Origin of the sequence: Nocardia pseudobrasiliensis NBRC 108224 (assembly GCF_001613105.1) — a bacterium.
Lineage (GTDB): Bacteria > Actinomycetota > Actinomycetes > Mycobacteriales > Mycobacteriaceae > Nocardia > Nocardia pseudobrasiliensis.
Genome location: NZ_BDBS01000050.1, coordinates 51,005 through 73,312, shown reverse-complemented (window position 1 = coordinate 73,312; position 22,308 = coordinate 51,005). Strand labels below are relative to the sequence as shown.

Genomic DNA, 22,308 nt, shown 5'->3' with positions numbered 1-22,308 from the left:
GGCGGTCGAATCGGGCATGCGACAAGTAAGATCGGCTCCGCACCACCCCGCCGACCCGACGGAGTGACGTTTGCTCGCTATCCTGCTCGCGCATGCCGCCGCCGCACTGCTCGCGCCGCCGTGTGTGCGGTCGCTGGGCAGGCGGGCGTTCTATCTGCTGGCCCTGGTCCCGCTGGCCGGATTCGGCTGGGTGACCGCCAACTGGAACAGCGGGCAGGCGATCGATATCCGGTGGGCGCCCGGCATCCACATGAATCTCCAGCTGCGCTTCGACGCCCTCTCCTCGATCCTGGCCGCGCTGGTCCTCGGCATCGGCGCGCTGATCCTGGCCTACTGCGCCCGCTATTTCGACGATCACGACCGGCAGCGCCTCGGCATCTTCGCGGGCTATCTGGTCGCCTTCGCCGGGGCGATGTTCGGCCTGGTCACCAGCGACAATATGTTGCTGCTGTTCACCTTCTGGGAGGCCACGACCGTCCTGTCGTTCCTGCTGGTCGGCCATCACGCCGAACATGTCGCCGGACGCCGGGCCGCGCTGCAGGCGCTGTTGGTCACCGGCGCGGGCGGATTGGCGATGCTGGTCGGCATCATCGTGCTGGGTCAGCGCGACGGCACCTATCTGCTGTCGGAGGTGGTGCGGCGCGCCGATCCGCACGACTGGTCGACCGGGATCGCGATCGTATTGATCCTGGTGGGCGCGTTGAGCAAATCGGCGATCGTGCCGCTGCACTTCTGGCTGCCCGGCGCGATGGCCGCACCCACCCCGGTCAGCGCCTATCTGCACGCGGCGGCGATGGTCAAGGCCGGTGTGTATCTGGTGGCGCGGTTGTCCCCGGCCTTCGCGGTCGCGGCGCCGTGGCATCCGATCGTGCTCACCCTCGGCCTGCTGTCGATGCTGCTGGCCGGTCTGCGGGCGCTGCAGGTGTACGACCTGAAATTGGTGCTGGCCTTCGGAACCGTCAGTCAGCTGGGCTTTCTCATGGTGCTGCTCGGTCTCGGCACGCCGGACGCCGCCCTGGCCGGGGTGGCGCTGATGGTGGCGCACGCGCTGTTCAAGGCGTGTCTGTTCATGGTTGTGGGGATCATCGACCACAGCGCGGGCACGCGAGATCTGCGGCGGCTGTCCGGAATCGGCCGGCGCGCGCCGGTGCTCTGCGTGGTCGCGACGCTGGCGGCGGCGAGTATGGCCGGAATCCCGCCGCTGATCGGGTTCGTCGGCAAGGAGGGCGCCTTCGCCGCGGTGCTGGACGCCGAGAATCTGGCCGCGCCGGTGCGCGCGGCACTGGCCGCGGGCGTGGTGATCGGCTCGATGCTGACCGTGGGCTACAGCATCCGATTCCTGTGGGGCGCCTTCGGTTCCAAGGGGGTGCGAATCGGCGCGCCCGAACCCGAAACGCACTGGCACCGCCCCGATCCGATGTTCGTCGCGCCCCCGGCGCTGCTGGCCGCGCTGAGCCTGGCCGCCGGACTCGGCGCGGCGCTACCGGACCGGCTGCTGCGGCCGTACGCGGAATCCGTTCCGGGAGAGGACCTCTCCCACCTGGCCCTGTGGCACGGCTGGGGCCTGCCGGTAACCCTGACCATGGTGGCGATCACCTGCGGCATCGTGCTGTTCGAAATCCGCGACCGCATCGGCGAATCCGCCAATCCATGGCTGGGCAACGCCGACCGGGTCTACGACGCCACGCTGCGTGCGATGGATCAGCTGTCGCTGCGCATGACCGGCGCCATCCAGCGCGGCTCGCTGCCGCTGAATCAGGCACTGATCCTGATCACGCTGATCGTGCTGCCGATCGGCATGCTCGTCACCGGCGCGCGTACGAATGTGCGACTGCGCCTGTGGGATTCCCCACTTCAGGCGGTCATCGGACTGATCATGATCGGCATGGCGCTGGGCGCGACCATGATGCGCAACCGCCTGGCCGGGGTGCTGTTGGTCGGCGTGACCGGCTACGGCTGCGGTGTGATCTTCGCCCTGCACGGCGCGCCCGATCTGGCGCTGACCCAATTCCTGGTGGAGACGCTCACCCTGGTGATCTTCGTACTGGTGCTGCGCAAATTCCCGGCCGAGATCGAACCGAATCGCACCGCGCCCTTCAGGATTCGCCGCGCGATCCTGGCGAGCCTGGTCGGCGCGACGGTCGCGATCCTGGCCGCCTGCGCCGCCGCGGGCCGCGGCGCCGAACCGATCTGGCATCGGATCCCGCGCGCCGCCTACGATCTGGGCGGCGGTCGGAACGCGGTGAACGTGCTGCTGGTCGACATCCGCGCCTGGGACACCCTCGGCGAGATCTCGGTACTGGTGGTCGCCGCGACCGGCGTGGCCTCGCTGGTGTTCCGCAGCCGCCGTTTCGGCACGCTGCCGCGGGTGGCCGACGCACCCGGCTACATTCCCGATCCCGCACGCTCCTATTGGCTTCCGGCCTCACACCTGGTCGCCCCGCGCGATCGATCGATGGTGCTGGCCATGACGACCCGGCTGCTGTTCCCGACGATCATGATGCTGTCGGTCTACTTCTTCTTCGCCGGGCACAACGCACCGGGCGGCGGTTTCGCCGGTGGTCTGCTGGCCGGATTGGCGCTGGTCCTGCGGTATCTCGCGGGCGGCCGCTACGAACTGGCCGAGGCCCTGCCGGTCGACGCGGGCCATGTGCTCGGGGCGGGCCTCACCCTGTCGGCCGCGACGGCCACCGGATCGCTGCTGCTGGGCGCGCCGCCGCTGTCCTCGGCGATCGTCGAACTGACGCTGCCTGTGGTCGGACATGTGAAGCTGGTCACCGCAATGCTTTTCGATCTCGGCGTCTATCTGATCGTGGTCGGGCTGGTCCTGGATGTGCTGCGCAGTCTGGGTGCGCGGCTGGATACCGAAAGCCTTCCCTCATGAGTGCCAACATCACCCTGCTGATCCTCATCGCCGTCATGGTGGCCTGCGGCGTCTATCTGGTGCTCGAACGCGCGGTATCGAAGATGCTGCTGGGGCTGCTGTTGTTCGGCAATGCGATCAACCTGCTGATCATCACCCTGGGCGGACCCGACGGGCGGGCGCCGATCACCGGTGAGGGCAATCGGGTGCACGACGAACCCGCCGACCCGCTCGCCCAGGCCATGGTGCTGACCTCGATCGTGATCACCATGGGCCTGGCCGCGTTCGTGCTGGCGCTGGCCTATCGCGCCTACGTCCTGACCCTGTCCGAACAGGTCGAGAACGATCCCGAGGATGTGAAGGTCGCCGCGCGGCGCGAAGGCGAGGACCCCGAGGAATGACCGCGCTACCCGTCCTCACCCCGCTGCCGGTACTGATCCCGCTGCTCACCGCGGCGGCGACGCTCATCGCCGGGCGCAGACCGCGGGTGCAGCAGGCGATTTCGATCGCCGCGCTCATCGCCGTGGTGGCCATCGCGGGTCTGCTGCTGTATCTGGTCGACCGGCACGGCATGTCCGCGGTGCAGGTCGGCGGCTGGGACACCCCGATCGGAATCACGCTGGTGGTGGATCGGCTCTCGGCGGCGATGCTGCTGGTCTCGTCGATCGTGCTGCTGGCGGTGCTGGTGTTCGCGGTCGGGCAGGGTATCAGCGACGGCACCGAACGCCAGCCGACCTCGATCTTCCAGCCCACGTATCTCATTCTGAGCGCGGGGGTTTCGATCGCGTTCCTGGCGGGTGATCTGTTCAATCTGTTCGTCGGCTTCGAGGTGCTGCTGGCGGCGTCGTTCGTACTGCTGACCCTCGGCGCGAGCGCCGATCGGGTGCGGGCCGGGGTCTCCTATGTGATGGTCTCGATGGTCTCGTCGCTGATCTTCCTCACCGGAATCGCACTGGCGTACGCGGCGACCGGAACCCTGAATCTGGCGCATATGGCCGCGCGTATGGCGGAGGTGCCGGTCGGAATCCGCAGCGGGATCTACGCGGTGCTGCTGGTGGCGTTCGGGATCAAGGCGGCGGTGTTCCCGCTGTCGAACTGGCTGCCCGATTCGTATCCGACCGCGCCCGCGCCTGTGACCGCGGTATTCGCCGGTTTGCTGACCAAAGTCGGTGTGTACGCGATCATCCGGATGCATACGCTGCTGTTCCCGTCCGGGCGGTTCGATCGGATCCTCATGATCTGCGGCCTGCTCACCATGCTGATCGGCATCTTGGGCGCGATCGCGCAGAGCGATATCAAACGACTGCTGTCGTTCACACTGATCAGCCATATCGGCTATCTGATGTTCGGGGTCGGGCTGAATACCGCGGCCGGACTCACCGGCACGGTTTTCTATGTGGCGCATCACATTCTGGTGCAGACCACGCTGTTCCTGGTGGTCGGGCTGATCGAGCGTCAGGCCGGATCGGCGTCGCTGAGCCGATTGGGCGGACTGCTGGCGGCCAGTCCGGCGCTGGCGGTGCTGTTCGGCATTCCGGCGCTGAATCTCGGTGGGATTCCCCCGCTTTCGGGCTTCATCGGCAAGGTGACACTGTTGCAGGCCGGTGTGGCCGACGGCAGCGTGCTGGCCTGGGTGCTGGTGGCGGGTTCGGTGCTGACCAGCCTGCTCACGCTGTACGCCATGGCGCGGGTGTGGAGTAAGGCGTTCTGGCGGCCGCGCGCGCAAGCGCCCGAAGGGGATCTGTCGGATGCCGCGCCCTCGGCGCTGATCGACGAGTCCACCGATGTGCGATTCGACGATCGTGCCGATGTGGGCCGGATGCCGCGGCTGATGCTCGCCCCGACCGTCGCCCTGATCGCGGTGGGCCTGGCCATGACGGTGTTCGCGGGGCCGATCCTCGGAATCGCCGAGCGGGCGGCCGAGGATCTGCAGGACCGCTCGTCGTATCTGGAAACCGTACTCGGACCGGCGGATTCGTGGCAGGGCGGTGGTGTGCGATGAGCCGGGAGCGGTTGGTTCGCATCGGGGTGCTGCTGTGGCTGGCCGTGGTCTACACCGCGCTGTGGGGCGAGGTGACCGTCGCGAATGTGCTGGCGGGCCTGGCCATCGGCGCGCTGATCATGTACGCGCTGCCGCTGCCGCGGGTGCCGATCCACGGGCGGGTGCATCCGCTGACGCTGGTCGAATTGATCGCGGTCAGTGTGTATTACGCGCTCGAGTCCAGTCTGCAGATCGCCTGGTTCGCGGTGCGGCCGTCGGGTCCGCCGGTCTCGGGCGTGCTGCGGGTGCGGTTGGAGATCCGCTCGGATCTGGTGCTGGTGCTGTGCGCGGATCTGCTCAATCTGATTCCGGGCACGATGGTGCTGGAATTGGACCGCCAGACCCATACCGTGTGGGTGCATGTGCTCGATGTGGGTAGTGAGGCCGCGGTGGACAAGTTCTACCGCACCACGCGACGACTCGAGCGGCTGCTGATCCGCTCGTTCGAGCGGCCCGCCGAATGGCACGAATCCGCCGGTCCCACAACGGCTCCCGAGGAGAGATTATGACGGTTGTCGCGATCGTCGCCGCGCTGCTGCTGACCGCCGCGGCCGTGCTGACCGGCTATCGGGTCCTGGCCGGGCCCGATACGTTGGACCGGGTGGTGGGCATCGACTCCCTGGTGGCCCTGGCCATGGCCGGGCTGACGGTCTGGGCCGCCTACAGCGACGACACCATGGTGCTGCCCGCGATCGTCGCACTGGCCCTGGTCGGATTCATCGGCTCGGCGGCCGTCACCCGCTTCCGCGTGCGGGACGACCGATGAACACCGTGCTGCAGTGGATCTCCTACCTCACCATCCTGTTCGGGGCCGGGCTGGCGCTGACGGCCGCCATCGCGATCGTGCGTTTCCCGGACACCCTGTCGCGCATGCACGCCGCGACCAAACCTCAGGTCGTGGGGCTGGTCCTGATCCTCATCGGCGCGGCCGTCCAGCTGCGCGGCCATCCGAATGTGTGGCTGCTGCCGCTGGTGGGTCTGTTCACGCTGCTCACCGCGCCCGCGATCGCACATCTCATCGGTCGCACCGCCTATCGTGAACAGCGGCATCGCGACGGCCTGCTGCTGATCAACGAATTGGGCGACGACGTGGACTAATTCGCGTGCACCCGCTCGGCGGTCACCGGCCGCGGCATCGCCGAACGCGCGAACCAGGCGGCGTGGAAGGCCCATACGTAGGCGGCGAACAGGCCCAGCAGGATGACACCGGCCGGGAAGGGATGCTGGGACATCCACACCGCCAGATAGCGATACGACAGCAGCATCGTCGCGAGCAGAGCCGTTCCGCCGGCGACCAATTGGATGCGGGTTCGATCCCAGCCGCGTTCGGGGGCGCGCAGCGCGGATTCCACGGTCAGGCAGAGCACGCCCCCCGCGAGCAGATCGGCGCCGTAGTGGTAGCCGAAGCCCAGCGTCGCGGTCAGCGTGGCCAGCAGCCAGAACGCGCCGCCCCAGCGCAGCCAGCGCGGGGCGGGCGAGCCGTCGGCCGCGCGGCGCGAATGCAGGAATACCGTCGTCGCCCAGGCGGTGTGCATGGAGGGCATGCAGTTGCGCGGGGTCACGGTGTCGAAGGGCAGCGCCGCGGGGATGTGATCCAGCGGCGGCACGGTATGCGGCCAGTAGTTGCCGATCTGCAGGCCGTGCCCGTCGGCGGCGAAGGCGAACATCGGTCCGACCACCGGGAACAGCACGTACACCACCGGCCCGACCAGGCCGAGCACCAGAAACGTCCGCACCAGATAGTGATTCGGCCAGATCCCCGAGGACACGACTCGACGCAGTTGCCAGGCCGCCACGACCATCGCCGCCACCGGCAGTTCGATGTAGACCCAGTGCAGCACGCCGTATCCGACCGGCCCGATCGCCTCGATCACCCGGCCCATCACCCACGACGGTTCGCCGAGCGCGTGATCGGCCAGCAGCACATAGCGATCGAGCACATTCGGTCCGGCCAGCACGGTGATGTGCAACCACACGTCACCGACCTTGGTCGCGAGGATCAGCAGCGCGCCCAGCGCGGCCGCGTGCAGGGCATTGTGCTTGTCCGCGCCCTCCCAGCCCAGCCATGCCACCACGGCCAGGCCGGTCAGCGCGATAACCGCGCCGTTGCCGATGGTCAGCGGCCCACCGTGCAGCACCCGCACCACCGCGAACACCGCATCGATGGCCAGCGCCGCGCCCAGGATGATGAACCGCCGCCGCCACGACACACCCACCAGCGCCAGCGCCAGCCCCGCCCACGGCACCGACACCGACTTCGGCGTACCCACGAAGTCGTTCCACAGACTGTGCAGCGGCCCCTCGAACCCGTTGCGGGAGGCCACGATCTGCAAAACGATCAACAACACGGGCACCGCGGCCACAGCCGCCCCCACCGCGACCCGCCGCCCGGATATGCGCGCCCCCCGGCGGTCGTCACCGTCCAAACCTGAGCGCGGGTCGTCGAGAAGCACGACGACCATAGTAAACGCGTGATGAACGCCACCCGCCTGAGCAGCTGAACTATGGGCTACCGCGCGGCTACGAAAACCTCACCGACCCTGTCGCCCGGCCTGGCGGCCGGGCGACAGGGAAATGGGAGCGCAGCGAACCGAGGGGAAGTGGCGCACATCCAGATGAGCGGGTGCTCGGCCTGGTTGGCGGACGCTCGACCGGGCTGACGGGCGCGCTCGACCGTATTGGCGGGCGCTCAGCCGGATTGACGGATGCGCGACCGGGTTGGCGGGCGCTCGACCGGGTTGGCGGACGCTCGACCGGGTTGGCGGACGCTCGACCGGGCTGACGGACGCTCGACCGGGCTGACGGGCGCTCGACCGGGCTGACGGGCGCTCGACCGGGTTGGCGGACGCTCGACCGGGCTGACGGACGCTCGACCGGGCTGACGGACGCTCGACCGGGCTGACGGACGCTCGACCGGATTGACGGGCGCTCAGCCGGATTGACGGATGCGCGACCGGGCTGGCGGGCGCTCGACCAGGTTGGCGGGCGCTCGGCCGGGTTGGCGGGCGCTCGGCCGTTGTCAGTGCGCGAGTTCTTTTACGAGGGCGTCGACTACGGCGACCAGGTCGCCCTGGGAGGCGGCGGCTACTCGGCGTTGACGTTGGTAGGAGGCTCCGCGTTTGGGGATTTCGGGGACGAGGGAGAGTTCGTTTTCGCAGCCGAGGAGTTTGGCGGTGGGTTCGAGGCGGTTCAGGAGGTCGGTGAGGTCGTCGGTGACCAGGCGCTCGTTGCTGTCGGCGTCGGTGATGATGATGGCGTCGAGGCCGTAGCGGGCGGCGCGCCATTTGTTCTCCTGGACGTGCCAGGGCGGGATCGTGGGCAGCGTCTCCCCGGCCTCGACCCGGCGGTCCAGATCCACGATCAGGCAGTGGATCAGGGCGACCATCGCGGAAAGCTCTGTCCAGGAGGGGATTCCGTCGCAGACACGGACCTCGATGGTGCCCCATTTGGGCGCGGGGCGGATATCCCAGTGCATGCCGCCGAGCTGTTCGAAGACGCCGGTCTTCATCTGGTCGTGCACGAAAGATTCGAACTGCGTCCAGTTTTCGAACTGGAACGGCAGCCCGGCCGTCGGCAACTGCTGAAACATCAGCGCGCGATTGCTGGCGTAGCCGGTATCGTTCCCGGCCCACATGGGCGAGGACGACGACAGCGCCAGCAGATGCGGATACGACAGCAGCAGGGTGTTGAGGATCGGAAAGACCTTCTCCGGATGGGAGATTCCCACGTGCACATGCACGCCCCAGATCAGCATCTGCCGCCCCCACCACTGGGTGCGCTCGATCAGCTCGTCGTAATGCTCACTGCGCGTGAGCAATTGGGTCGACCACTGCGCGAAGGGGTGCGTGCCCGCACAGAACAGATCCACCCCGACCGCATCGGCCGCGCGCCGCACGGCCGTCATGGTCCCGTGCAGATCGTCGACCACCTCGCCCACCGTGTGGTGCACGCCACTGACGAGTTCGACGGTGTTGCGCAACAGCTCCTTTGTGATCTGCGGCGTACCGTCATGGGCCCGCAGATCACCGACGGCGTCGAAAACCGCGGCGGCGGTATTGGAGAGGTTGCGCGTCTGTTTGTCGACGAGCGCTATCTCCCATTCCACGCCCAATGTCGGGCGGGGCGAGCTGTTCCAGTTGACCTTACGAGTGCCTGGCTCGCCCATGGCATACCTGCGCCTTACCCGACCACGCCACAGGCGATCCGGCCACCAGCGTCACCGGTCGCCATTGTCTCGGCGTCCGGACCGGCGGCGCCGCCTGCCTGCGTGTATCGACTCGGAATGTTGCCGAAATTGTCCGCACCCGCGTGGATCATCAGGGCCTTGCCCTTGATGTCGTCGAGGGTGACGGAGTCCGTGGTGGTGACCAGGTGGGCCGTGCCGTCCTGGCGCACCTCGAGCGAGGTCAGGTCGCCGCTGGCCGGATGCGAGGTCTGATCGCCGACCTGCAGATGTCCACCCGCGGAAAGGAAGTCGCCCGCCGGGCCGCCGGCCGGAGCGGTGGAGTTGGCCTCGCACTTGCCGATCGAGTGGAAGTGCAGGCCGTGGAAGCCGGGCTTGAGACCGTGCACATCGACGGTCAGCTCCAGGTGGTTGCCGGACTTGGCAATGGTCGCGGTGCCGACCTGGGCGCCCGCGGGATCCTTGAGCTGGACCGACACCGAGTCGCCGGGGGTCGAGCCGGTGGTGGAGGCGCTGTGCTCACCGGCGGTACCGCCCGGAGCCGCCGAACCGGTCCACACCGGGGGGTTCGTCCCCTTGACGTCACTCGACTCCTGGCTGTTGGTGCAGCCCGCGAGGCCGAAGACCGCGAGCGCCAGCACCGGAGTCACAGTCCGCCAGGACGGGCGACGAATTGTGGACGTGGCCATCGGGGAACTCCTTTACGAGTACCGAGTTTACGAGTAATGCACGGTGGACAGATTCGTTACCGGACAAGATGATGCCAGAGCCGTTATCCAGATCGGCGGTGGGGCTCAGTTACCTGTGACGATGACGATGATTCCGGGAGGTGCGTCGGCTATTCCGGCGAATCGCGGTTCGGCGGAAACCCCTAGTTCGGCGGCGATCGCGCGGGCAGCGGCCTGCTCGCCCGGCGAATTCCCGTAGTAGACGGTGGATTTCGGGACAACTCCGTTGGGGTAGTTGGCCGTCTCGGTGACATTCCAACCCGCGGCGGACAACTCGCTACCGGTCCGCGCCGCCAGGCCGGCGACGGTCCCGTTGTTGAGCACCCGCACGGGGATCGACTTGTCCACGGCCCCAGCGGTTGTCGGCGCGGCGGCGGTGGTGGTGGGTGCGGGGGTGGTGGTCGGCGGCGTCGTGGTGGTCGGTGCGGGCGCGGCGGCCGAACTCGTGACGGGCGCGGCGGCGCTCGTGGTCGGTTTGGGTGCGCCCGTGGACTGCGCCTGCCCCTGCGGGGTGGAACCCGAACTCTCCGAGCCGGACTTCGACAACGACATCGCGCCCAGACCCGCGAATACGATGGCCAGTGCGATCAGCACCATCGCAAGCGCTCGTAGCGGAGGTCCGCCGGAGGGCGGATTCGGATTGCTCACCTGGTCGAGCCTAGTCACACTTGGAAGCCGAGGCGGCGCGCCGCTCGGGCCTTCTGCCGACTGGCTCGAAGCCGACGCAGCCGTTTCACCAGCATCGGATCGGCGGCCAGCGCCTCGGGCTTGTCGACAATGGCATTGAGCACCTGGTAGTAGCGGGTGGCGGACATGCCGAACAGTTCGCGAATGGCTTCTTCCTTGGCGCCCGCGTACTTCCACCACTTACGCTCGAAATCGAGAACATCGAGCTCGCGCCGGGTGAGTCCGTCGGCGGCCTGGTCCTCTGCCGGTGCCGCGATCCCGGTGTCCTCGCCCGCGGTAGAGCTGTCCCCGCTTGCGGATAGATTCCGGGCCGCTGCGCTGTCCATATCGCTCCCTCGCCAGACGTCTTGTTCCAAACACTGAGGTGCTTATACGTCGCCGCTCATTCAACCACGGATGCCCGCGTTCCCAGATGCGACCTACGGCGTGTCGGAGGCCCTTCAGTACAGTGTGTGACCATGGCGATTCTTCCGATCCGCATCGTCGGTGATCCGGTCCTGCACAATCCCACCGAACAGGTCACCCAGTCGCCGGAGGAGCTCGCCGAGCTGATCAGCGACATGTTCGACACCCTCGACGCCGCGCACGGTGTGGGTCTGGCCGCCAATCAGGTGGGCGTCGGGCTGCGGCTGTTCGTCTACGACTGCCCGGATGTCGCCGCGGACGGCAAGGTCGCCAAGCGGCGCGGCGTAGTGGTCAATCCGGTACTCGAGACCTCCGAAATCCCCGAGACGATGCCCGATCCGGACGATGACGAGGAGGGTTGTCTGTCGGTCCCCGGCGAGCAGTTCCCCACCGGCCGCGCCGATTGGGCCCGCGTCACCGGCACCGACGAGCACGGCAAGGCGATCACGATCGAGGGCAAGGGCTTCTTCGCTCGCATGTTGCAGCACGAGGTCGGCCATCTCGACGGCTTCCTCTATGTGGACGTGCTGATCGGCCGCAACGCCCGCGCGGCGAAGAAGGCCATCAAGCGCAACGGCTGGGGCAAGCCGGATCTGAGCTGGGTGCCGGGCACCGTGCCGGATCCGTTCGGCCACGACGAGGCTGAGTGACGACCGATTTCCCGCTCGGCGGCCGCGTGGTGGTCCGCTACCGGCTGCCCGCCGGACAGGGCTACGAGTTCACCGATGTGATCGGCGAACTGATCGCCTACGACCCGGTGACGGTGCGTACCTCCGACGGACAGACCGTGGCCGTGCCGCCCGTGGCCGTCGTGGCGATGAAAGTCTTGGGGCCCAGGCCGATTCGCACCGCCGAGATCCGCGCGCTGGAGGCCGCCGCATGTGACGGCTGGCCCGGAGTCGAGCGCGCCTGGCTCGACGGCTGGCTGCTTGCCGCGGGCAACGGCTATACCAACCGCGCCAATTCCGCTGTGCCCCTGGGCGAAATGGGCGAACCGGCCCGGCTGCACGTGGAAACGCTGCAGCGCGTCGCCGAGTGGTACGCCGCGCGCGAGTTGCCCGTGCGCCTGCGCCTGCCGGACCGGCTCGCGCCCGCGCCGCCGGGCTGGCGCACCTGGAGCGAGACCGTGGTACTCGGTATCGATATCGGCAATTTCGTTCTGCCCCAGGGCCCCTCGATGGTGCGGGTGGAACCGGAGCCGAACGAGGCCTGGTTGGAACTGCATCGCTTCCGCGGCGAGGATACGGTCGCCGTCCCGCCGCCGAATCCGGACGTGCCGGTACTGCGGGCCGTGCGCGAGGGCGAATTGGGTTTCGCCACACTGGGTTTGCCGGATCCGCTGGCCATCGGCCGCGGTGCGCTGACCACCGCGCCGGACGGCCTGCGCTGGATCGGCCTGAGCTGCATCGCCGTCGCGGCCCCGCACCGCCGCCACGGCCTGGGCACGCTGATTTGCGCCGAACTGATCCGCTGGGGACACCGGCACGGCGCGACCCACGCCTACGTGCAGGTGGAGGCGGACAATGCCGCGGCGCTGGCGCTGTATCGGGATATGGGCTTCGTGGAACACCATCACTACCGCTACGCCTCTCCGGCGTGAAACGTGACGAGGGTATATCTGTGCGTTTGGCAACGTGGAACGTCAATTCGATTCGGTCGCGGCTGGATCGGGTGCTGTCCTGGCTCGATCGCGGCGATATCGATGTACTCGCCATGCAGGAGACCAAATGCCGTGACGACCAGTTCCCCACGGAGCGTTTCGAAGAGGCGGGCTACGAGGTCGCGCATATCGGCCTGAGTCAGTGGAACGGCGTGGCGATCGCGTCGCGGATCGGTCTCGACGATGTCGAGATCGCCTTCCCCGGCCAGCCCGGCTTCGACAAGGACGCCGCGACCTCGCTGCTGCCCGCGCCGGTGGTGGAAGCGCGAGCCGTCGGCGCGACCTGCGGCGGGATGCGCGTGTGGAGCCTCTACATTCCCAACGGCCGGGCGCTGCACGATCCGCACTACGCCTACAAACTGGAATGGCTTGCGGCGCTGCGGGCTTCGACCGCGCGCTGGCTGGCGGAGAATCCGAGTGCACAGATCGCGCTGTGCGGCGACTGGAATATCGCGCCGACCGACGACGACGTGTGGTCCCCGGAGTTCTTCGAGGGCAAGACCCACGTGTCGGAGCCGGAGCGCGAGGCGTTCCGTTCGATCCTCGACACCGGATTCTCGGATGTGGTGCGCCCCTTCGCCCCCGGACCGGGCGTCTACACCTACTGGGACTACACCCAGCTGCGCTTCCCGCGGCGAGAGGGTATGAAGATCGACTTCATCCTCGCCTCACCGGCTTTGGCCGCTCGCGTCACCGACGCCCGCATCGACCGGGACGAACGCAAGGGTAAAGGTGCATCCGACCACGCACCCGTCGTCGTGGACACCACCGAATGAGGCGCGTCGGGCACGATCATGGCAGGCGGGGAACGCGGCCACCGCGCGCCTGCCGTAGGTAGGCTGATCCAGGTGAGCGGAGCATACGACTGGTCCTGGCTGCGCATGGGTGATCCGTCGATCGATCTGGACACCTACCTGGCAATGCCTGAAGACTTGTCCCGGACAATCGAGGCGAAGGACGGTCTCGTCGTATTCTGCGAGTCGCCGTCACCGAACCATGTTGCCGTAGCCCATGCAATCGAGAGGGCTCTACGCGACGCTGTTCGCAAACGCGGCGCCGACGAACCATGCATCAAGGCCAGCGGCGAACTGGACATGCTGGTGTCGGACGTCCCGCTCAACTTCCGACGGCCGGATGGCATTGTCTATCGCTGTATCGAGGAGCCGCGCGGCCGATGGAAGACCAAGCCGACGTTTGCGGACACGCTCCTTGTAATCGAAGTCGTCTCGCCAGGCACCGTCACGGCCGACTGCATCGATAAGCGAGCCGAGTATGCCGATCTGGGTATCGAGCAATACTGGATCGTGAAGTTGGACAACAACAACGGTCCCGTCAAGTCCATTGAAGTGTTGCGGCTCAACAGCGCGGGCCAGTACGTGGTAGCAGAGACTCGGTTCCGGTCACATAGCCCGATTGCCGTCGCGATCAGTGATCCGCTGGATGTCAGCATCACGTGGGCCGAACTGGACGCAGATCTGGACTGATAAGGAAGTGGTCGTTATCGCCGAATTCCGCGACTAGGCCGGGCGAGTCTTGATCGCATCGCGGGAGATGAATACGTCGTAGTTGCCCGCGACGGCGATCACCGCATTGCCGTAGGCCGAACGGACGAACGGCTTGGTGTACCAGCTCTCGTTACGCATGTCCTCGAAGAAGTCCTGGTCGCTGCCGTTGAGGAAGATCTGATTCTGCTTCACCGCAACGCCGTCCAGCCGCTGACCGTAGAGCCTGGTCACCTTGTACCCGGAATGGAAGCCCAGCGCGTTCACCCACGGTTCGAGCTCGACGATATTGGCCTGCAGCACCCACATATCGCCCTCGACCTGATAGGTCTGATGCTGATCGGGATGGTCGCCGTCGCCGAACAGCGTCAGATCGATATCGAGCGTATGCGGGCTGTTGGCAACGGATTTCGCGACCAGATGCGCGGCCTTGACCTCTCCGGTCAAGCCCAGGAAGGTCTGCAGCAGCGTGGTGACCCACAGGATCACCACCGCCACCAGCAATACCGACAGCGCCCCGGCCCCACGTCCGACCACGGCCCGCCAACCGACCCGCCGCGCCTTGACCAGCCCCGTCACGACCAGCGCGAGGCCGATCACGAACAGTACGACGATCAATGCCTGCAGCCAGCCGAAGTCCACCGGGAAGACCATGGGGTAGTTGTACCCCCAATCCGCCGATCTTCCCGGGATTCCGCGAGAAACTCAGAACGCCGCTTCGTCGAGCTTCATGATGTCGGTGTCCAGATTCGCCAGCACCGACCGCACGCCGGTCAGCAACGGCAGCTGGTTCTTGGCGAACCACGAGGCCACTGCCACCTTGCCGGTGTAGAACAGTCGATCCTTCTCCGAGGGCTGCCCGTCCAGCGCCGCGAGCGCGACCTTCGCCTGCTCGAGCAGCCGCCAGCCGATGACGAGATCGCCTGTGGCGTGCAGGAATCGGACCGAGCCCAGGCCGACCTTGTAGATCTCCTCCGGCGTCTGCTGCGAGGCGACGAGGTAGCCGGACAGCGTGGCGGCCATCGCCTGCACATCACCCAGCGCGGTCGCCAGCAGCGCCCGCTCGGCCTTGAGGTCGCCCTCGTCGGAATCGACGAACTTCTGGATCAGCCCGGCCACATGCGTCAGCGCCACGCCCTTGTCGCGAATGATCTTGCGGAAGAAGAAGTCCTGCGCCTGGATGGCCGTGGTGCCCTCGTAGAGCGAGTCGATCTTCACATCGCGGATGTACTGCTCGATCGGGTAGTCCTGCAGATAACCCGAACCGCCGAAGGTCTGCAGGGTTTCGGTCAACACCTCGTAGGCCCGCTCCGAGCCGACACCCTTGACGATCGGCAGCAGCAGATCGTTGACCCGCGCGGCCAGTTCCGGATCCGCACCGAAGGCGGCCTCGGCGATATCGGGGCTCTGGTAGGCGGAGCAGTACAGATACAGCGCGCGCAGACCCTCCGAATACGCCTTCTGCAGCGCCAGGCTGCGCCGGATGTCCGGGTGGTGGGTGATGGTCACGCGCGGCGCGGTCTTATCGGTCATCTGGGTCAGATCGGCGCCCTGTACGCGAGTCTTGGCGTACTCCAGCGCATTCAGATAGCCGGTGGACAGCGTGCCCGCCGAGAGCACGCCGACCATCATGCGGGCGTTCTCGATCACCTTGAACATCTGAGCGATACCGTTGTGCACCTCGCCGACCAGGTAGCCGACGGCGGGTTTGTCACCGCCGTAGGTCAATTCGGCCGTGGGCGAGGACTTGATGCCCATCTTGTGCTCGAGATTGGTCAGCAGTACGCCGTTGCGCTCGCCGAGTTCCATTGTCTCGCGGTCGAACAGGTACTTCGGCACCACGAACAGTGACAGGCCCTTGGTGCCCGGGCCCGCGCCCTCCGGCCGAGCCAGGGTGAGGTGGAAGATGTTGTCGGCCGTGGCGCCGACATCGCCGCCGGAGATGAAGCGCTTGACGCCCTCGATATGCCAGGTGCCGTCGGGCTGCTGGGTCGCCTTGGTACGACCCATGCCGACATCGGAGCCCGCGTCGGGCTCGGTGAGCACCATCGTTCCGGCCCAGCGGTTGTCCCACGCGTGCCGAGCCCAGCGCTGCTGCTCCTCGGTGCCCTCGGAGAAGAGGACGTGGTGCATGAGCGGGCCCATATTGAAGAACGCGGCCGCGTTGTTCGCGGCCACCAGCATCTCCTGCGTCGCCCAGGTCAGCGGCGACGGCGCGTTGACCCCGCCCATCGCCTCGGGCATGCCCAGCCCGGACCAGCCCGCCTCGTTGACCGCCGCGACCGTCTTGTGCAGCAGATCGGGAACGATCACCTCGTGGTTGGCGGCGTCGAACCGGATGGGATTGCGGTCGGCGTCGACGAACGAATCGGCCACCGGCCCCTCGGCCAGTCGCAGCACCTCGGTCAGGATGCCCCGGGCGGTCTCCGTATCCAGATCCCCGTAGTTCCCGGCATCCAGCTGTGCCCCGATTCCCAGCACTTCGAACAAGTTGAACTCGATGTCACGAAGGTTCGCCTTGTAGTGCGACACGGAAGGGCCTCCTCAGGGTGAGGTTGATGTTGTACCTGGAGGTTGCCGTACGGCCGTTCGGTTACGCAACCGTAGGCATAGAAACTCCAGGAGAATTCCTTGTACCTTGTACAAATCGGGCGCATCAGGTCAAATGCAGACGGGTATGGCGGCGACCTTTCGGTGCTGCGAGTTTGCTGAAAGCGGTCGGCCGGCCCGTTCCAGCCGCTGATATCTTGTGATCATGGGTTCGAGTCCGGCCGTGCCGCGCCAGCGCGCCCAGCACCTCGGGCCAGAACGCCGCCGACCGCAGGTGCTCGATACCGCATTGCGGATCGCGGTCGAGGACGGCATCGCGGCGGTCACCATCGCGGCCGTCGCCGAACGGATGAACGTCACCCGCCCGGTCGTCTACGCCTGCTATGCCGATCGCGTCGAACTCATCGACGAGCTCATCCGCCGCGAGGAGCGCTATCTGCTCGACGGCATCATGAACGCGCTGCCGCGCCGCCGGGTCGAGGCCGACGAAGAGGTGTTCGTCGAGGGTTTCCGGGCCCTGCTGGAAACGGTGGCCACCCGGCCCGACACCTGGAAGCTGCTGTACGGCAATCCCGATCCGGCGGTGAGCCACTCCTTCGGCCGCGGTCGCGAATTCGCCGTCGAGCGCTGCCTGCGCCGACTGCGCCCGACGCTGCACGCCTGGGGTACCAAGGATGCCGATCGCAAGCTTCCGGCCCTGGTGGAGCTGTGGGTGTCCGCGGGCGAGGGGGCGGTGCGCACATTGATGTCGGGCGAAGGTGATTGGAGCCCAGAGGATCTGGGGGCCTTCGTGGGTGCGGCCGTGTACCGGGCGTTGCGTAGCGCCTGAAGTCCTGGTGTGCCCGCAGGGGCTCGTGACCAACAATCCGGTTGGAATGGCGAAAGCGCTTACGACAGGGCAATCCGGATAGCTAGGATGAAGAAAAATTATCTATCCGACCAGCAACCTGGCGGGAGAGCGGGCATGGCGTTCTATCGGCAACTCGGGTCGGTGCCCCCGAAGCGGCACACCCAACATCGCGACGAGCAGGGGCAGCTCTACTACGAGGAGCTGATGGGCGAGGAGGGCTTCTCCAGCGATTCCTCACTGCTGTACCACCGGGCACTGCCACCGGCGATCGTGGATTCGACGCCCTGGCAACCGCCCAATCAGGAGACGGTGCCCAATCATCCACTGCGCCACCGGCATCTGCGGCTGCCGGAGCTGTTCCCCGGGGACACCGCGGCGAATACGGATGTGGTGACCGGCCGCCGGCTCATTCTGGGCAACGACGACGTACGCATCTCCTATGTGGTGGCCCAGCGGGAATCACCGCTGTACCGCAATGCGATCGGCGACGAGCTGGTCTACATCGAATCCGGTTCCGGCACGGTCGACACGGTCTTCGGATCGCTGCCGGTCCGCCAGGGCGATCAGGTGCTGCTACCGCGGGCGACCACCCATCGCTGGCGACCGGGCGCGGGCGAGCCGCTCAAGGCGTACGCCATCGAGGCGACCGGTCACATCGCCCCACCGAAGCGCTATCTGTCCAAATACGGCCAGTTCCTGGAGCATTCGCCGTACTGCGAACGAGATCTCCACGGCCCCACCGAATTGCGGACCGAGGAGGGCGACGAGGTGGAGGTGCTGGTCAAGCACCGCCCGGGCCGCGAGATCGTGGGCACCCGCCTGGTCTATGCCACCCATCCCTTCGACGTGGTCGGCTGGGACGGCTACCTGTACCCCTACACGTTCAATATCGAGAACTTCGAGCCGATCACCGGCCGCATCCATCAGCCGCCGCCGGCCCATCAGGCCTTCGAGGGCAACAACTTCGTGGTGTGCAATTTCGTACCCCGCAAGGTCGACTACCACCCGCTGTCGATTCCGGTGCCCTACTACCACTCCAATGTCGATTCCGACGAGATCATGTTCTACTGCGGCGGAAATTACGAGGCGCGCAGGGGATCCGGCATCACACAGGGTTCGGTCTCGGTGCATCCGGGCGGCTACGCGCACGGCCCGCAGCCCGGCGCCTACGAGCGCAGCATCGGCGCGGAGTTCTTCGACGAACTGGCTGTCATGGTCGACACCTTCCGGCCGCTCGGCCTCGGCGAGGGCGCGCTGGCCTGTGAGGATCCGAACTACGCATGGACCTGGTCGGGTCGCGGACCGGCCGCCGAGGAGGAGAACCGATGACCGACACCCTGCGCATCGAGGTCGCCGAGGACTCCCTGTTCGGTCCCGGCAATCTGCCCTACGGGGTGTTCGCGCCGAGCGGCGGCGACTTCCGCGTCGGCGTGCGACTCGGCGACGCGGTACTGGATCTGGCCGCGCTGCTGGAGGATTCGACCTTCGCCGCCCCGACCCTCAATGCCTTCCTGGCGCAGGGTCCGGCCCGCTGGCGCGAGGTCCGCGACCGGCTGCGCGAGCGCGTCGAGGGCGAAATACCCACCGCCGCAGTCCATTCCGTACATTCGGTCCGCCTGCGACTGCCGGTGGAGATCGGCGACTACGTCGACTTCTACGCCAGTATCGATCACGCGAGCAATCTCGGCCGCCTGTTGCGGCCGGACAGCGAACCGCTGCTGCCGAACTGGCGGCATCTGCCGGTCGGCTATCACGGGCGCTCCGGTACGGTCGTGGTCTCCGGCACCGATATCGCGCGGCCCACCGGGCAGCGCCGAACTCCCTCGGGCACACCGGACTTCGGCCCGACGAAGCGCCTGGACATCGAGGCCGAACTCGGTTTCGTGGTCGGTGCGGGCTCGGAGCTGGGTGAGCGGATCGGCACCGCGGAGTTCGCCGAGCACGTCTTCGGCGTCGCGCTGATCAACGACTGGTCCGCGCGTGACATCCAGGGCTGGGAGTATCAGCCGCTGGGCCCGTTCCTCGGCAAGTCGTTCGCCACCTCGATGTCGGCCTGGATCACCCCGCTCGCGGCATTGGAGCAGGCGCGGGTGCCGCTGCCCGGGCAGGAGCCCGAACCGCTGCCGTATCTGCGCGAACGCGAATCCTGGGGCCTGGACCTGGATCTGGCCGTGCACTGGAACGGCGAGCTGGTGGCGCGCCCGCCCTATCGGCGCATGTACTGGTCCCCGGCGCAGATGCTCGCGCATATGACCGTCAACGGCGCGTCCACCCGCCCGGGCGATCTGTACGCCTCCGGCACCATCTCCGGCCCGGAGCGCGATCAACGCGGTTCGTTCATGGAATTGTCCTGGGGCGGAAGCGAACCCGTCGCTGTGAACGGCGAGAAGCGCACCTTTCTGGAGGACGGCGACGAGGTGGTCATCACCGCGACCGCACCGGGATCCGACGGCCGTCGGATCGGCCTGGGCGAGGTCGGCGGTCGAATTCTGCCCGCCCGCAACTGAATCGATGGTTCGAGCGCGCCGTCGGTGACACCGGCGGCGCGTTCTATCGCTCGGCGGCGCGACGTCCGGCGTCGAGCATGCCGAAGTAGTGCGTGAGATCCCCGGCCAGCGTCTCCACCGCATCCGGCGAGCCGCCGTCGTCGTGATGGTGCAGCCAGTCGGTCACCAGCTCGAACATGCCGCCGATCGTGGCCAGCGCCAGGGCGAGCCGCCGCCGCTGGATTTCCGCATCGGGATCCGGCGCGCCCTCCCACTGCTGATCGAGAAAGGCCGCCGACCAGCGGCGATTACTGCGTCGCTGCCGTTCGACGGCCGGCGAGATACCGCCCGCCTCGCCGAAGGTCACCTTCGCCAGGCGCGGATCGTCGGCGAGGGCGTGGACGAAGGCCGCGATCACCGCGGCCACCCGCGGCTGCCATTCCAACCCCGCCGATTCGACCGCCACCGCGAGCACCCGTTGCTGGAACTGCGCGGTGATTTGTTCGAGCAAGGCGACGTAGCAGGCCTCTTTACTGTCGAAGTGATCGTAGAAGCCCTTCGTGCCGACGTAGGCCTGCTGACAAATCTGCTCGATCGAGGTCCCCGAAAAGCCCTGCCGGGCAAACAGTTCGGTGGCGGCGTCCAGTAGCTGTCGACGACGCTGGGCGCTGCGCTCCTCGGCATCGAGGCCGCGGATCCGGCGCCGCGCCGGGGTCGGAGCGGGCCGCGCGGCGGGGTTGCTGCGGGTCATACTCAGACGATAGTCGCAGCCTTGATAAAAAGATCCCTTGTTGCAAATCGGACGGCGTGTTGTAATTCCTGTCACACCTGATGAGGGAAGGACAGGACGTGTCTGTGATCAATGGGGATCGCCGCGGCCGCCGGTCGGTGGCCGTACTGACGGCGCTCGCAACCGTCGCCTCCGCACTGCTGTTGGGCTCCACCTCACCTATTCCGGCTGCCGCGGAACCACCCGTGCCGCAAGCCGATTCCTTCTATCAACCGCCCGCGGACCTCGAATCCGCCGAACCCGGAACGATTCTGCGATCGCGTCCGGTGCAGCTGGCGGTGGCCACCATCCTGCCGGTGCACGTCCGGGCCTGGCAGTTGCTCTATCGCACCACCGATCTCAACGAACGGCCGACCGTCGCGGTCACCACGGTCGCGATGGCCATGGGCGCGAATCCGCGCAACCATCGGCCACTGGTCTCCCATCAGTTCTATTACGACAGCGCCGCACCCCAGTGCGCGCCGTCCTATGTGTTGCAGCAGGGCACCGGACTGACCGGACTCGAGGGCATTCACTCCAACAGCGAATATCTCGGCCTGGCCGCCTCGATCAGCCAGGGTTATGCGGTCAATATCCCCGATTTCGAGGGTCTCGACGGCCATCTGGCCGTGGCCAAGGAGCCCGGTTACATGGTGCTCGACAGCATTCGGGCGGCCGAGCGATTCGAACCGCTGGGTCTGGACGGCGCGAATACGCCGGTGGCCCTGTGGGGCTATTCGGGCGGCGGCATGGGTAGTGGCTGGGCGGCGGAAATGCAGCCGAGCTACGCACCGGAGCTGAATGTCAAAGGCGTCGCACTCGGCGCGCCGACCTCGGACGTACAGTCGCTGCTGCATGTGAACGGCTCGATGTTCTCCACCCTGATCGCCATCGGCATCGCCTCACTGAGCAACGCCTATCCGAAATTCCACGACGTCACCTATCGGTATCTGACGCCCGAGGGGCGCGCGCTGATCGATCGCACGAACCAGCAGTGCGTATCCCGCAACGCCCTGACCGAAATGTTCGTCGACTATCAGCGATTGCTGACAATTCCGATCGATCAGTATCTGGCGTTGCCGGAGATTCGCGAGGTGTTCGATTCCCTGGTGCTCGGCCATAATCCGCCGACCGCGCCGACCTTCGTCTACCAGGGCGTGTTCGACGAGGCCGTACCGGTCTGGTCCAACGACCGCATGGTGCAGCAGTGGTGTGCGGGCGGCACGTCGGTGATCTACAAGCGCGATCACCTCAGTGAGCATCTGACCCTCACGACCCTGGGCATGGGCGACGCCTTCAACTGGATCCGTGGTCGGCTCGCGCCGAACGCGCCGGACCAAACCGGTTGCCGCACCGACAATGTCGTGTCGATGTTCGCCAATGTCGATGCCTTCGTGCAGCAGACGATGATCAATCTCAACGCACTCGCCGGCGCGCTCGGCTGGCCGATCGGACCGAACGAGAACTGATCGCATCGCGTACCCGGATGCGGGGCGATCGGACAATCGACCCGATCGCCCTGCTCGGCGTGATTGGAGGAACCTCCCCTGTCGCCCCGATCACACCGCAGGTACCCTCGGCCGG

22 protein-coding genes are annotated in these 22,308 nt (G+C 67.0%); 14 read left to right on the top strand and 8 right to left on the bottom strand.

Annotation, left to right across the window (positions count from 1 at the left end; genetic code table 11):
- The first annotated feature begins 70 nt into the window (after nt 1-70).
- Genes NP4_RS32740 through mnhG form a run of 6 tightly spaced genes read left to right on the top strand, consistent with a single transcriptional unit; the run spans nt 71 to nt 6,002 of the window.
- Nucleotides 71-2,884, top strand: a complete 2,814-nt coding sequence (locus NP4_RS32740; protein ID WP_068006218.1) for a Na+/H+ antiporter subunit A — start codon at nt 71-73, stop codon at nt 2,882-2,884.
- Nucleotides 2,881-3,264 carry a Na(+)/H(+) antiporter subunit C gene (locus NP4_RS32735; RefSeq protein ID WP_068006217.1) on the top strand — a complete coding sequence of 128 codons (384 nt, stop codon included), beginning with the start codon at nt 2,881-2,883 and terminating at the stop codon, nt 3,262-3,264. The genes NP4_RS32740 and NP4_RS32735 overlap by 4 nt, the downstream gene beginning before the upstream one ends.
- Complete coding sequence (locus NP4_RS32730; protein WP_068006216.1) at nt 3,261-4,865, top strand: Na+/H+ antiporter subunit D; 1,605 nt, start codon at nt 3,261-3,263, stop codon at nt 4,863-4,865. Before NP4_RS32735 ends, NP4_RS32730 begins: the two co-directional genes overlap by 4 nt.
- Nucleotides 4,862-5,413 (top strand): Na+/H+ antiporter subunit E, encoded by a 552-nt coding sequence (locus tag NP4_RS32725; protein ID WP_068006215.1) that lies wholly within the window; start codon nt 4,862-4,864, stop codon nt 5,411-5,413. The genes NP4_RS32730 and NP4_RS32725 overlap by 4 nt, the downstream gene beginning before the upstream one ends.
- Entirely contained in the window at nt 5,410-5,670 is a 261-nt protein-coding gene (locus tag NP4_RS32720) for a monovalent cation/H+ antiporter complex subunit F (RefSeq protein ID WP_062514939.1), read from the top strand. Before NP4_RS32725 ends, NP4_RS32720 begins: the two co-directional genes overlap by 4 nt.
- Nucleotides 5,667-6,002, top strand: a complete 336-nt coding sequence (gene mnhG / locus NP4_RS32715; protein WP_068006213.1) for a monovalent cation/H(+) antiporter subunit G — start codon at nt 5,667-5,669, stop codon at nt 6,000-6,002. The genes NP4_RS32720 and mnhG overlap by 4 nt, the downstream gene beginning before the upstream one ends.
- On the opposite strand, the gene NP4_RS32710 is transcribed toward mnhG, so the two are convergent.
- The 5 genes from NP4_RS32710 to napA form a co-directional block, all read right to left on the bottom strand.
- On the bottom strand, nt 5,999-7,366 hold the full coding sequence (locus tag NP4_RS32710; protein WP_082876425.1) for a phosphatase PAP2 family protein: 1,368 nt from the start codon (nt 7,364-7,366) through the stop codon (nt 5,999-6,001). The two genes, mnhG and NP4_RS32710, sit on opposite strands and share 4 nt — an antisense overlap.
- A gap of 557 nt (nt 7,367-7,923) precedes the next feature.
- Nucleotides 7,924-9,069 carry a glutamate--cysteine ligase gene (locus tag NP4_RS32705; protein ID WP_068006211.1) on the bottom strand — a complete coding sequence of 382 codons (1,146 nt, stop codon included), beginning with the start codon at nt 9,067-9,069 and terminating at the stop codon, nt 7,924-7,926.
- A 14-nt stretch (nt 9,070-9,083) separates the two neighbouring features.
- The gene (gene sodC / locus NP4_RS32700; protein WP_068006209.1) at nt 9,084-9,776 is read right to left on the bottom strand and encodes a superoxide dismutase[Cu-Zn]; all 693 of its coding nucleotides are present in this window, start codon (nt 9,774-9,776) and stop codon (nt 9,084-9,086) included.
- Nucleotides 9,777-9,881: 105 nt separating this feature from the next.
- On the bottom strand, nt 9,882-10,463 hold the full coding sequence (locus tag NP4_RS32695) for a LytR C-terminal domain-containing protein (RefSeq protein WP_062514951.1): 582 nt from the start codon (nt 10,461-10,463) through the stop codon (nt 9,882-9,884).
- 14 nt (nt 10,464-10,477) lie between these two features.
- Complete coding sequence (gene napA / locus NP4_RS32690) at nt 10,478-10,828, bottom strand: nucleoid-associated protein NapA (RefSeq protein WP_068006207.1); 351 nt, start codon at nt 10,826-10,828, stop codon at nt 10,478-10,480.
- Between the two features lie 132 nt (nt 10,829-10,960).
- Here napA and NP4_RS32685 point away from each other — a divergent pair, with 132 nt between their 5' ends.
- The 4 genes from NP4_RS32685 to NP4_RS32670 all read left to right on the top strand — a co-directional run bounded on the left by NP4_RS32685 (nt 10,961) and on the right by NP4_RS32670 (nt 14,051).
- Entirely contained in the window at nt 10,961-11,557 is a 597-nt protein-coding gene (locus NP4_RS32685) for a peptide deformylase (RefSeq protein ID WP_068006205.1), read from the top strand.
- A complete protein-coding gene (locus tag NP4_RS32680; RefSeq protein ID WP_068006203.1) occupies nt 11,554-12,507 on the top strand; it encodes an N-acetylglutamate synthase, CG3035 family in 954 nt (317 codons plus the stop codon). Before NP4_RS32685 ends, NP4_RS32680 begins: the two co-directional genes overlap by 4 nt.
- Before the next feature lie 20 nt (nt 12,508-12,527).
- Complete coding sequence (locus tag NP4_RS32675) at nt 12,528-13,343, top strand: exodeoxyribonuclease III (protein WP_068006275.1); 816 nt, start codon at nt 12,528-12,530, stop codon at nt 13,341-13,343.
- Between the two features lie 72 nt (nt 13,344-13,415).
- Nucleotides 13,416-14,051 carry a Uma2 family endonuclease gene (locus NP4_RS32670; protein WP_169813841.1) on the top strand — a complete coding sequence of 212 codons (636 nt, stop codon included), beginning with the start codon at nt 13,416-13,418 and terminating at the stop codon, nt 14,049-14,051.
- 33 nt (nt 14,052-14,084) lie between these two features.
- Here NP4_RS32670 and NP4_RS32665 read toward each other — a convergent pair whose 3' ends face one another.
- Nucleotides 14,085-14,723, bottom strand: coding sequence for a hypothetical protein (locus NP4_RS32665; RefSeq protein ID WP_068006197.1), 639 nt, complete (start codon nt 14,721-14,723; stop codon nt 14,085-14,087).
- Nucleotides 14,724-14,774: 51 nt separating this feature from the next.
- Nucleotides 14,775-16,601 (bottom strand): acyl-CoA dehydrogenase, encoded by a 1,827-nt coding sequence (locus tag NP4_RS32660; RefSeq protein WP_068006194.1) that lies wholly within the window; start codon nt 16,599-16,601, stop codon nt 14,775-14,777.
- Nucleotides 16,602-16,824: 223 nt separating this feature from the next.
- Between NP4_RS32660 and NP4_RS32655 the strand changes: the two genes are divergently transcribed.
- The 3 genes from NP4_RS32655 to fahA all read left to right on the top strand — a co-directional run bounded on the left by NP4_RS32655 (nt 16,825) and on the right by fahA (nt 19,976).
- Complete coding sequence (locus NP4_RS32655) at nt 16,825-17,448, top strand: TetR/AcrR family transcriptional regulator (RefSeq protein WP_068006273.1); 624 nt, start codon at nt 16,825-16,827, stop codon at nt 17,446-17,448.
- Nucleotides 17,449-17,583: 135 nt separating this feature from the next.
- On the top strand, nt 17,584-18,798 hold the full coding sequence (locus NP4_RS32650; RefSeq protein WP_068006191.1) for a homogentisate 1,2-dioxygenase: 1,215 nt from the start codon (nt 17,584-17,586) through the stop codon (nt 18,796-18,798).
- Nucleotides 18,795-19,976: a fumarylacetoacetase gene (gene fahA / locus NP4_RS32645; protein ID WP_068006270.1), complete on the top strand. Its 1,182-nt coding sequence runs from the start codon at nt 18,795-18,797 to the stop codon at nt 19,974-19,976. Before NP4_RS32650 ends, fahA begins: the two co-directional genes overlap by 4 nt.
- A gap of 43 nt (nt 19,977-20,019) precedes the next feature.
- Here fahA and NP4_RS32640 read toward each other — a convergent pair whose 3' ends face one another.
- Nucleotides 20,020-20,706: a TetR/AcrR family transcriptional regulator gene (locus NP4_RS32640; protein ID WP_068006189.1), complete on the bottom strand. Its 687-nt coding sequence runs from the start codon at nt 20,704-20,706 to the stop codon at nt 20,020-20,022.
- 98 nt (nt 20,707-20,804) lie between these two features.
- On the opposite strand from NP4_RS32640, the gene NP4_RS32635 reads away from it, so the two are divergent.
- The gene (locus NP4_RS32635; protein ID WP_169813840.1) at nt 20,805-22,193 is read left to right on the top strand and encodes a lipase family protein; all 1,389 of its coding nucleotides are present in this window, start codon (nt 20,805-20,807) and stop codon (nt 22,191-22,193) included.
- Nucleotides 22,194-22,308: the final 115 nt, after the last annotated feature.

What these genes read in the sequence shown, in the direction of transcription:
- NP4_RS32735 (WP_068006217.1), top strand. Translation starts at nt 2,881, where the DNA reads ATGAGTGCCAACATCACCCTGCTGATCCTCATCGCCGTCATGGTGGCC.
- NP4_RS32730 (WP_068006216.1), top strand. Translation starts at nt 3,261, where the DNA reads ATGACCGCGCTACCCGTCCTCACCCCGCTGCCGGTACTGATCCCGCTG.
- NP4_RS32725 (WP_068006215.1), top strand. Translation starts at nt 4,862, where the DNA reads ATGAGCCGGGAGCGGTTGGTTCGCATCGGGGTGCTGCTGTGGCTGGCC.
- NP4_RS32720 (WP_062514939.1), top strand. Translation starts at nt 5,410, where the DNA reads ATGACGGTTGTCGCGATCGTCGCCGCGCTGCTGCTGACCGCCGCGGCC.
- mnhG (WP_068006213.1), top strand. Translation starts at nt 5,667, where the DNA reads ATGAACACCGTGCTGCAGTGGATCTCCTACCTCACCATCCTGTTCGGG.
- NP4_RS32710 (WP_082876425.1), bottom strand. Translation starts at nt 7,366, where the DNA reads ATGGTCGTCGTGCTTCTCGACGACCCGCGCTCAGGTTTGGACGGTGAC.
- NP4_RS32705 (WP_068006211.1), bottom strand. Translation starts at nt 9,069, where the DNA reads ATGGGCGAGCCAGGCACTCGTAAGGTCAACTGGAACAGCTCGCCCCGC.
- sodC (WP_068006209.1), bottom strand. Translation starts at nt 9,776, where the DNA reads ATGGCCACGTCCACAATTCGTCGCCCGTCCTGGCGGACTGTGACTCCG.
- napA (WP_068006207.1), bottom strand. Translation starts at nt 10,828, where the DNA reads ATGGACAGCGCAGCGGCCCGGAATCTATCCGCAAGCGGGGACAGCTCT.
- NP4_RS32685 (WP_068006205.1), top strand. Translation starts at nt 10,961, where the DNA reads ATGGCGATTCTTCCGATCCGCATCGTCGGTGATCCGGTCCTGCACAAT.
- NP4_RS32665 (WP_068006197.1), bottom strand. Translation starts at nt 14,723, where the DNA reads ATGGTCTTCCCGGTGGACTTCGGCTGGCTGCAGGCATTGATCGTCGTA.
- NP4_RS32655 (WP_068006273.1), top strand. Translation starts at nt 16,825, where the DNA reads ATGGGTTCGAGTCCGGCCGTGCCGCGCCAGCGCGCCCAGCACCTCGGG.
- NP4_RS32650 (WP_068006191.1), top strand. Translation starts at nt 17,584, where the DNA reads ATGGCGTTCTATCGGCAACTCGGGTCGGTGCCCCCGAAGCGGCACACC.
- fahA (WP_068006270.1), top strand. Translation starts at nt 18,795, where the DNA reads ATGACCGACACCCTGCGCATCGAGGTCGCCGAGGACTCCCTGTTCGGT.
- NP4_RS32640 (WP_068006189.1), bottom strand. Translation starts at nt 20,706, where the DNA reads ATGACCCGCAGCAACCCCGCCGCGCGGCCCGCTCCGACCCCGGCGCGG.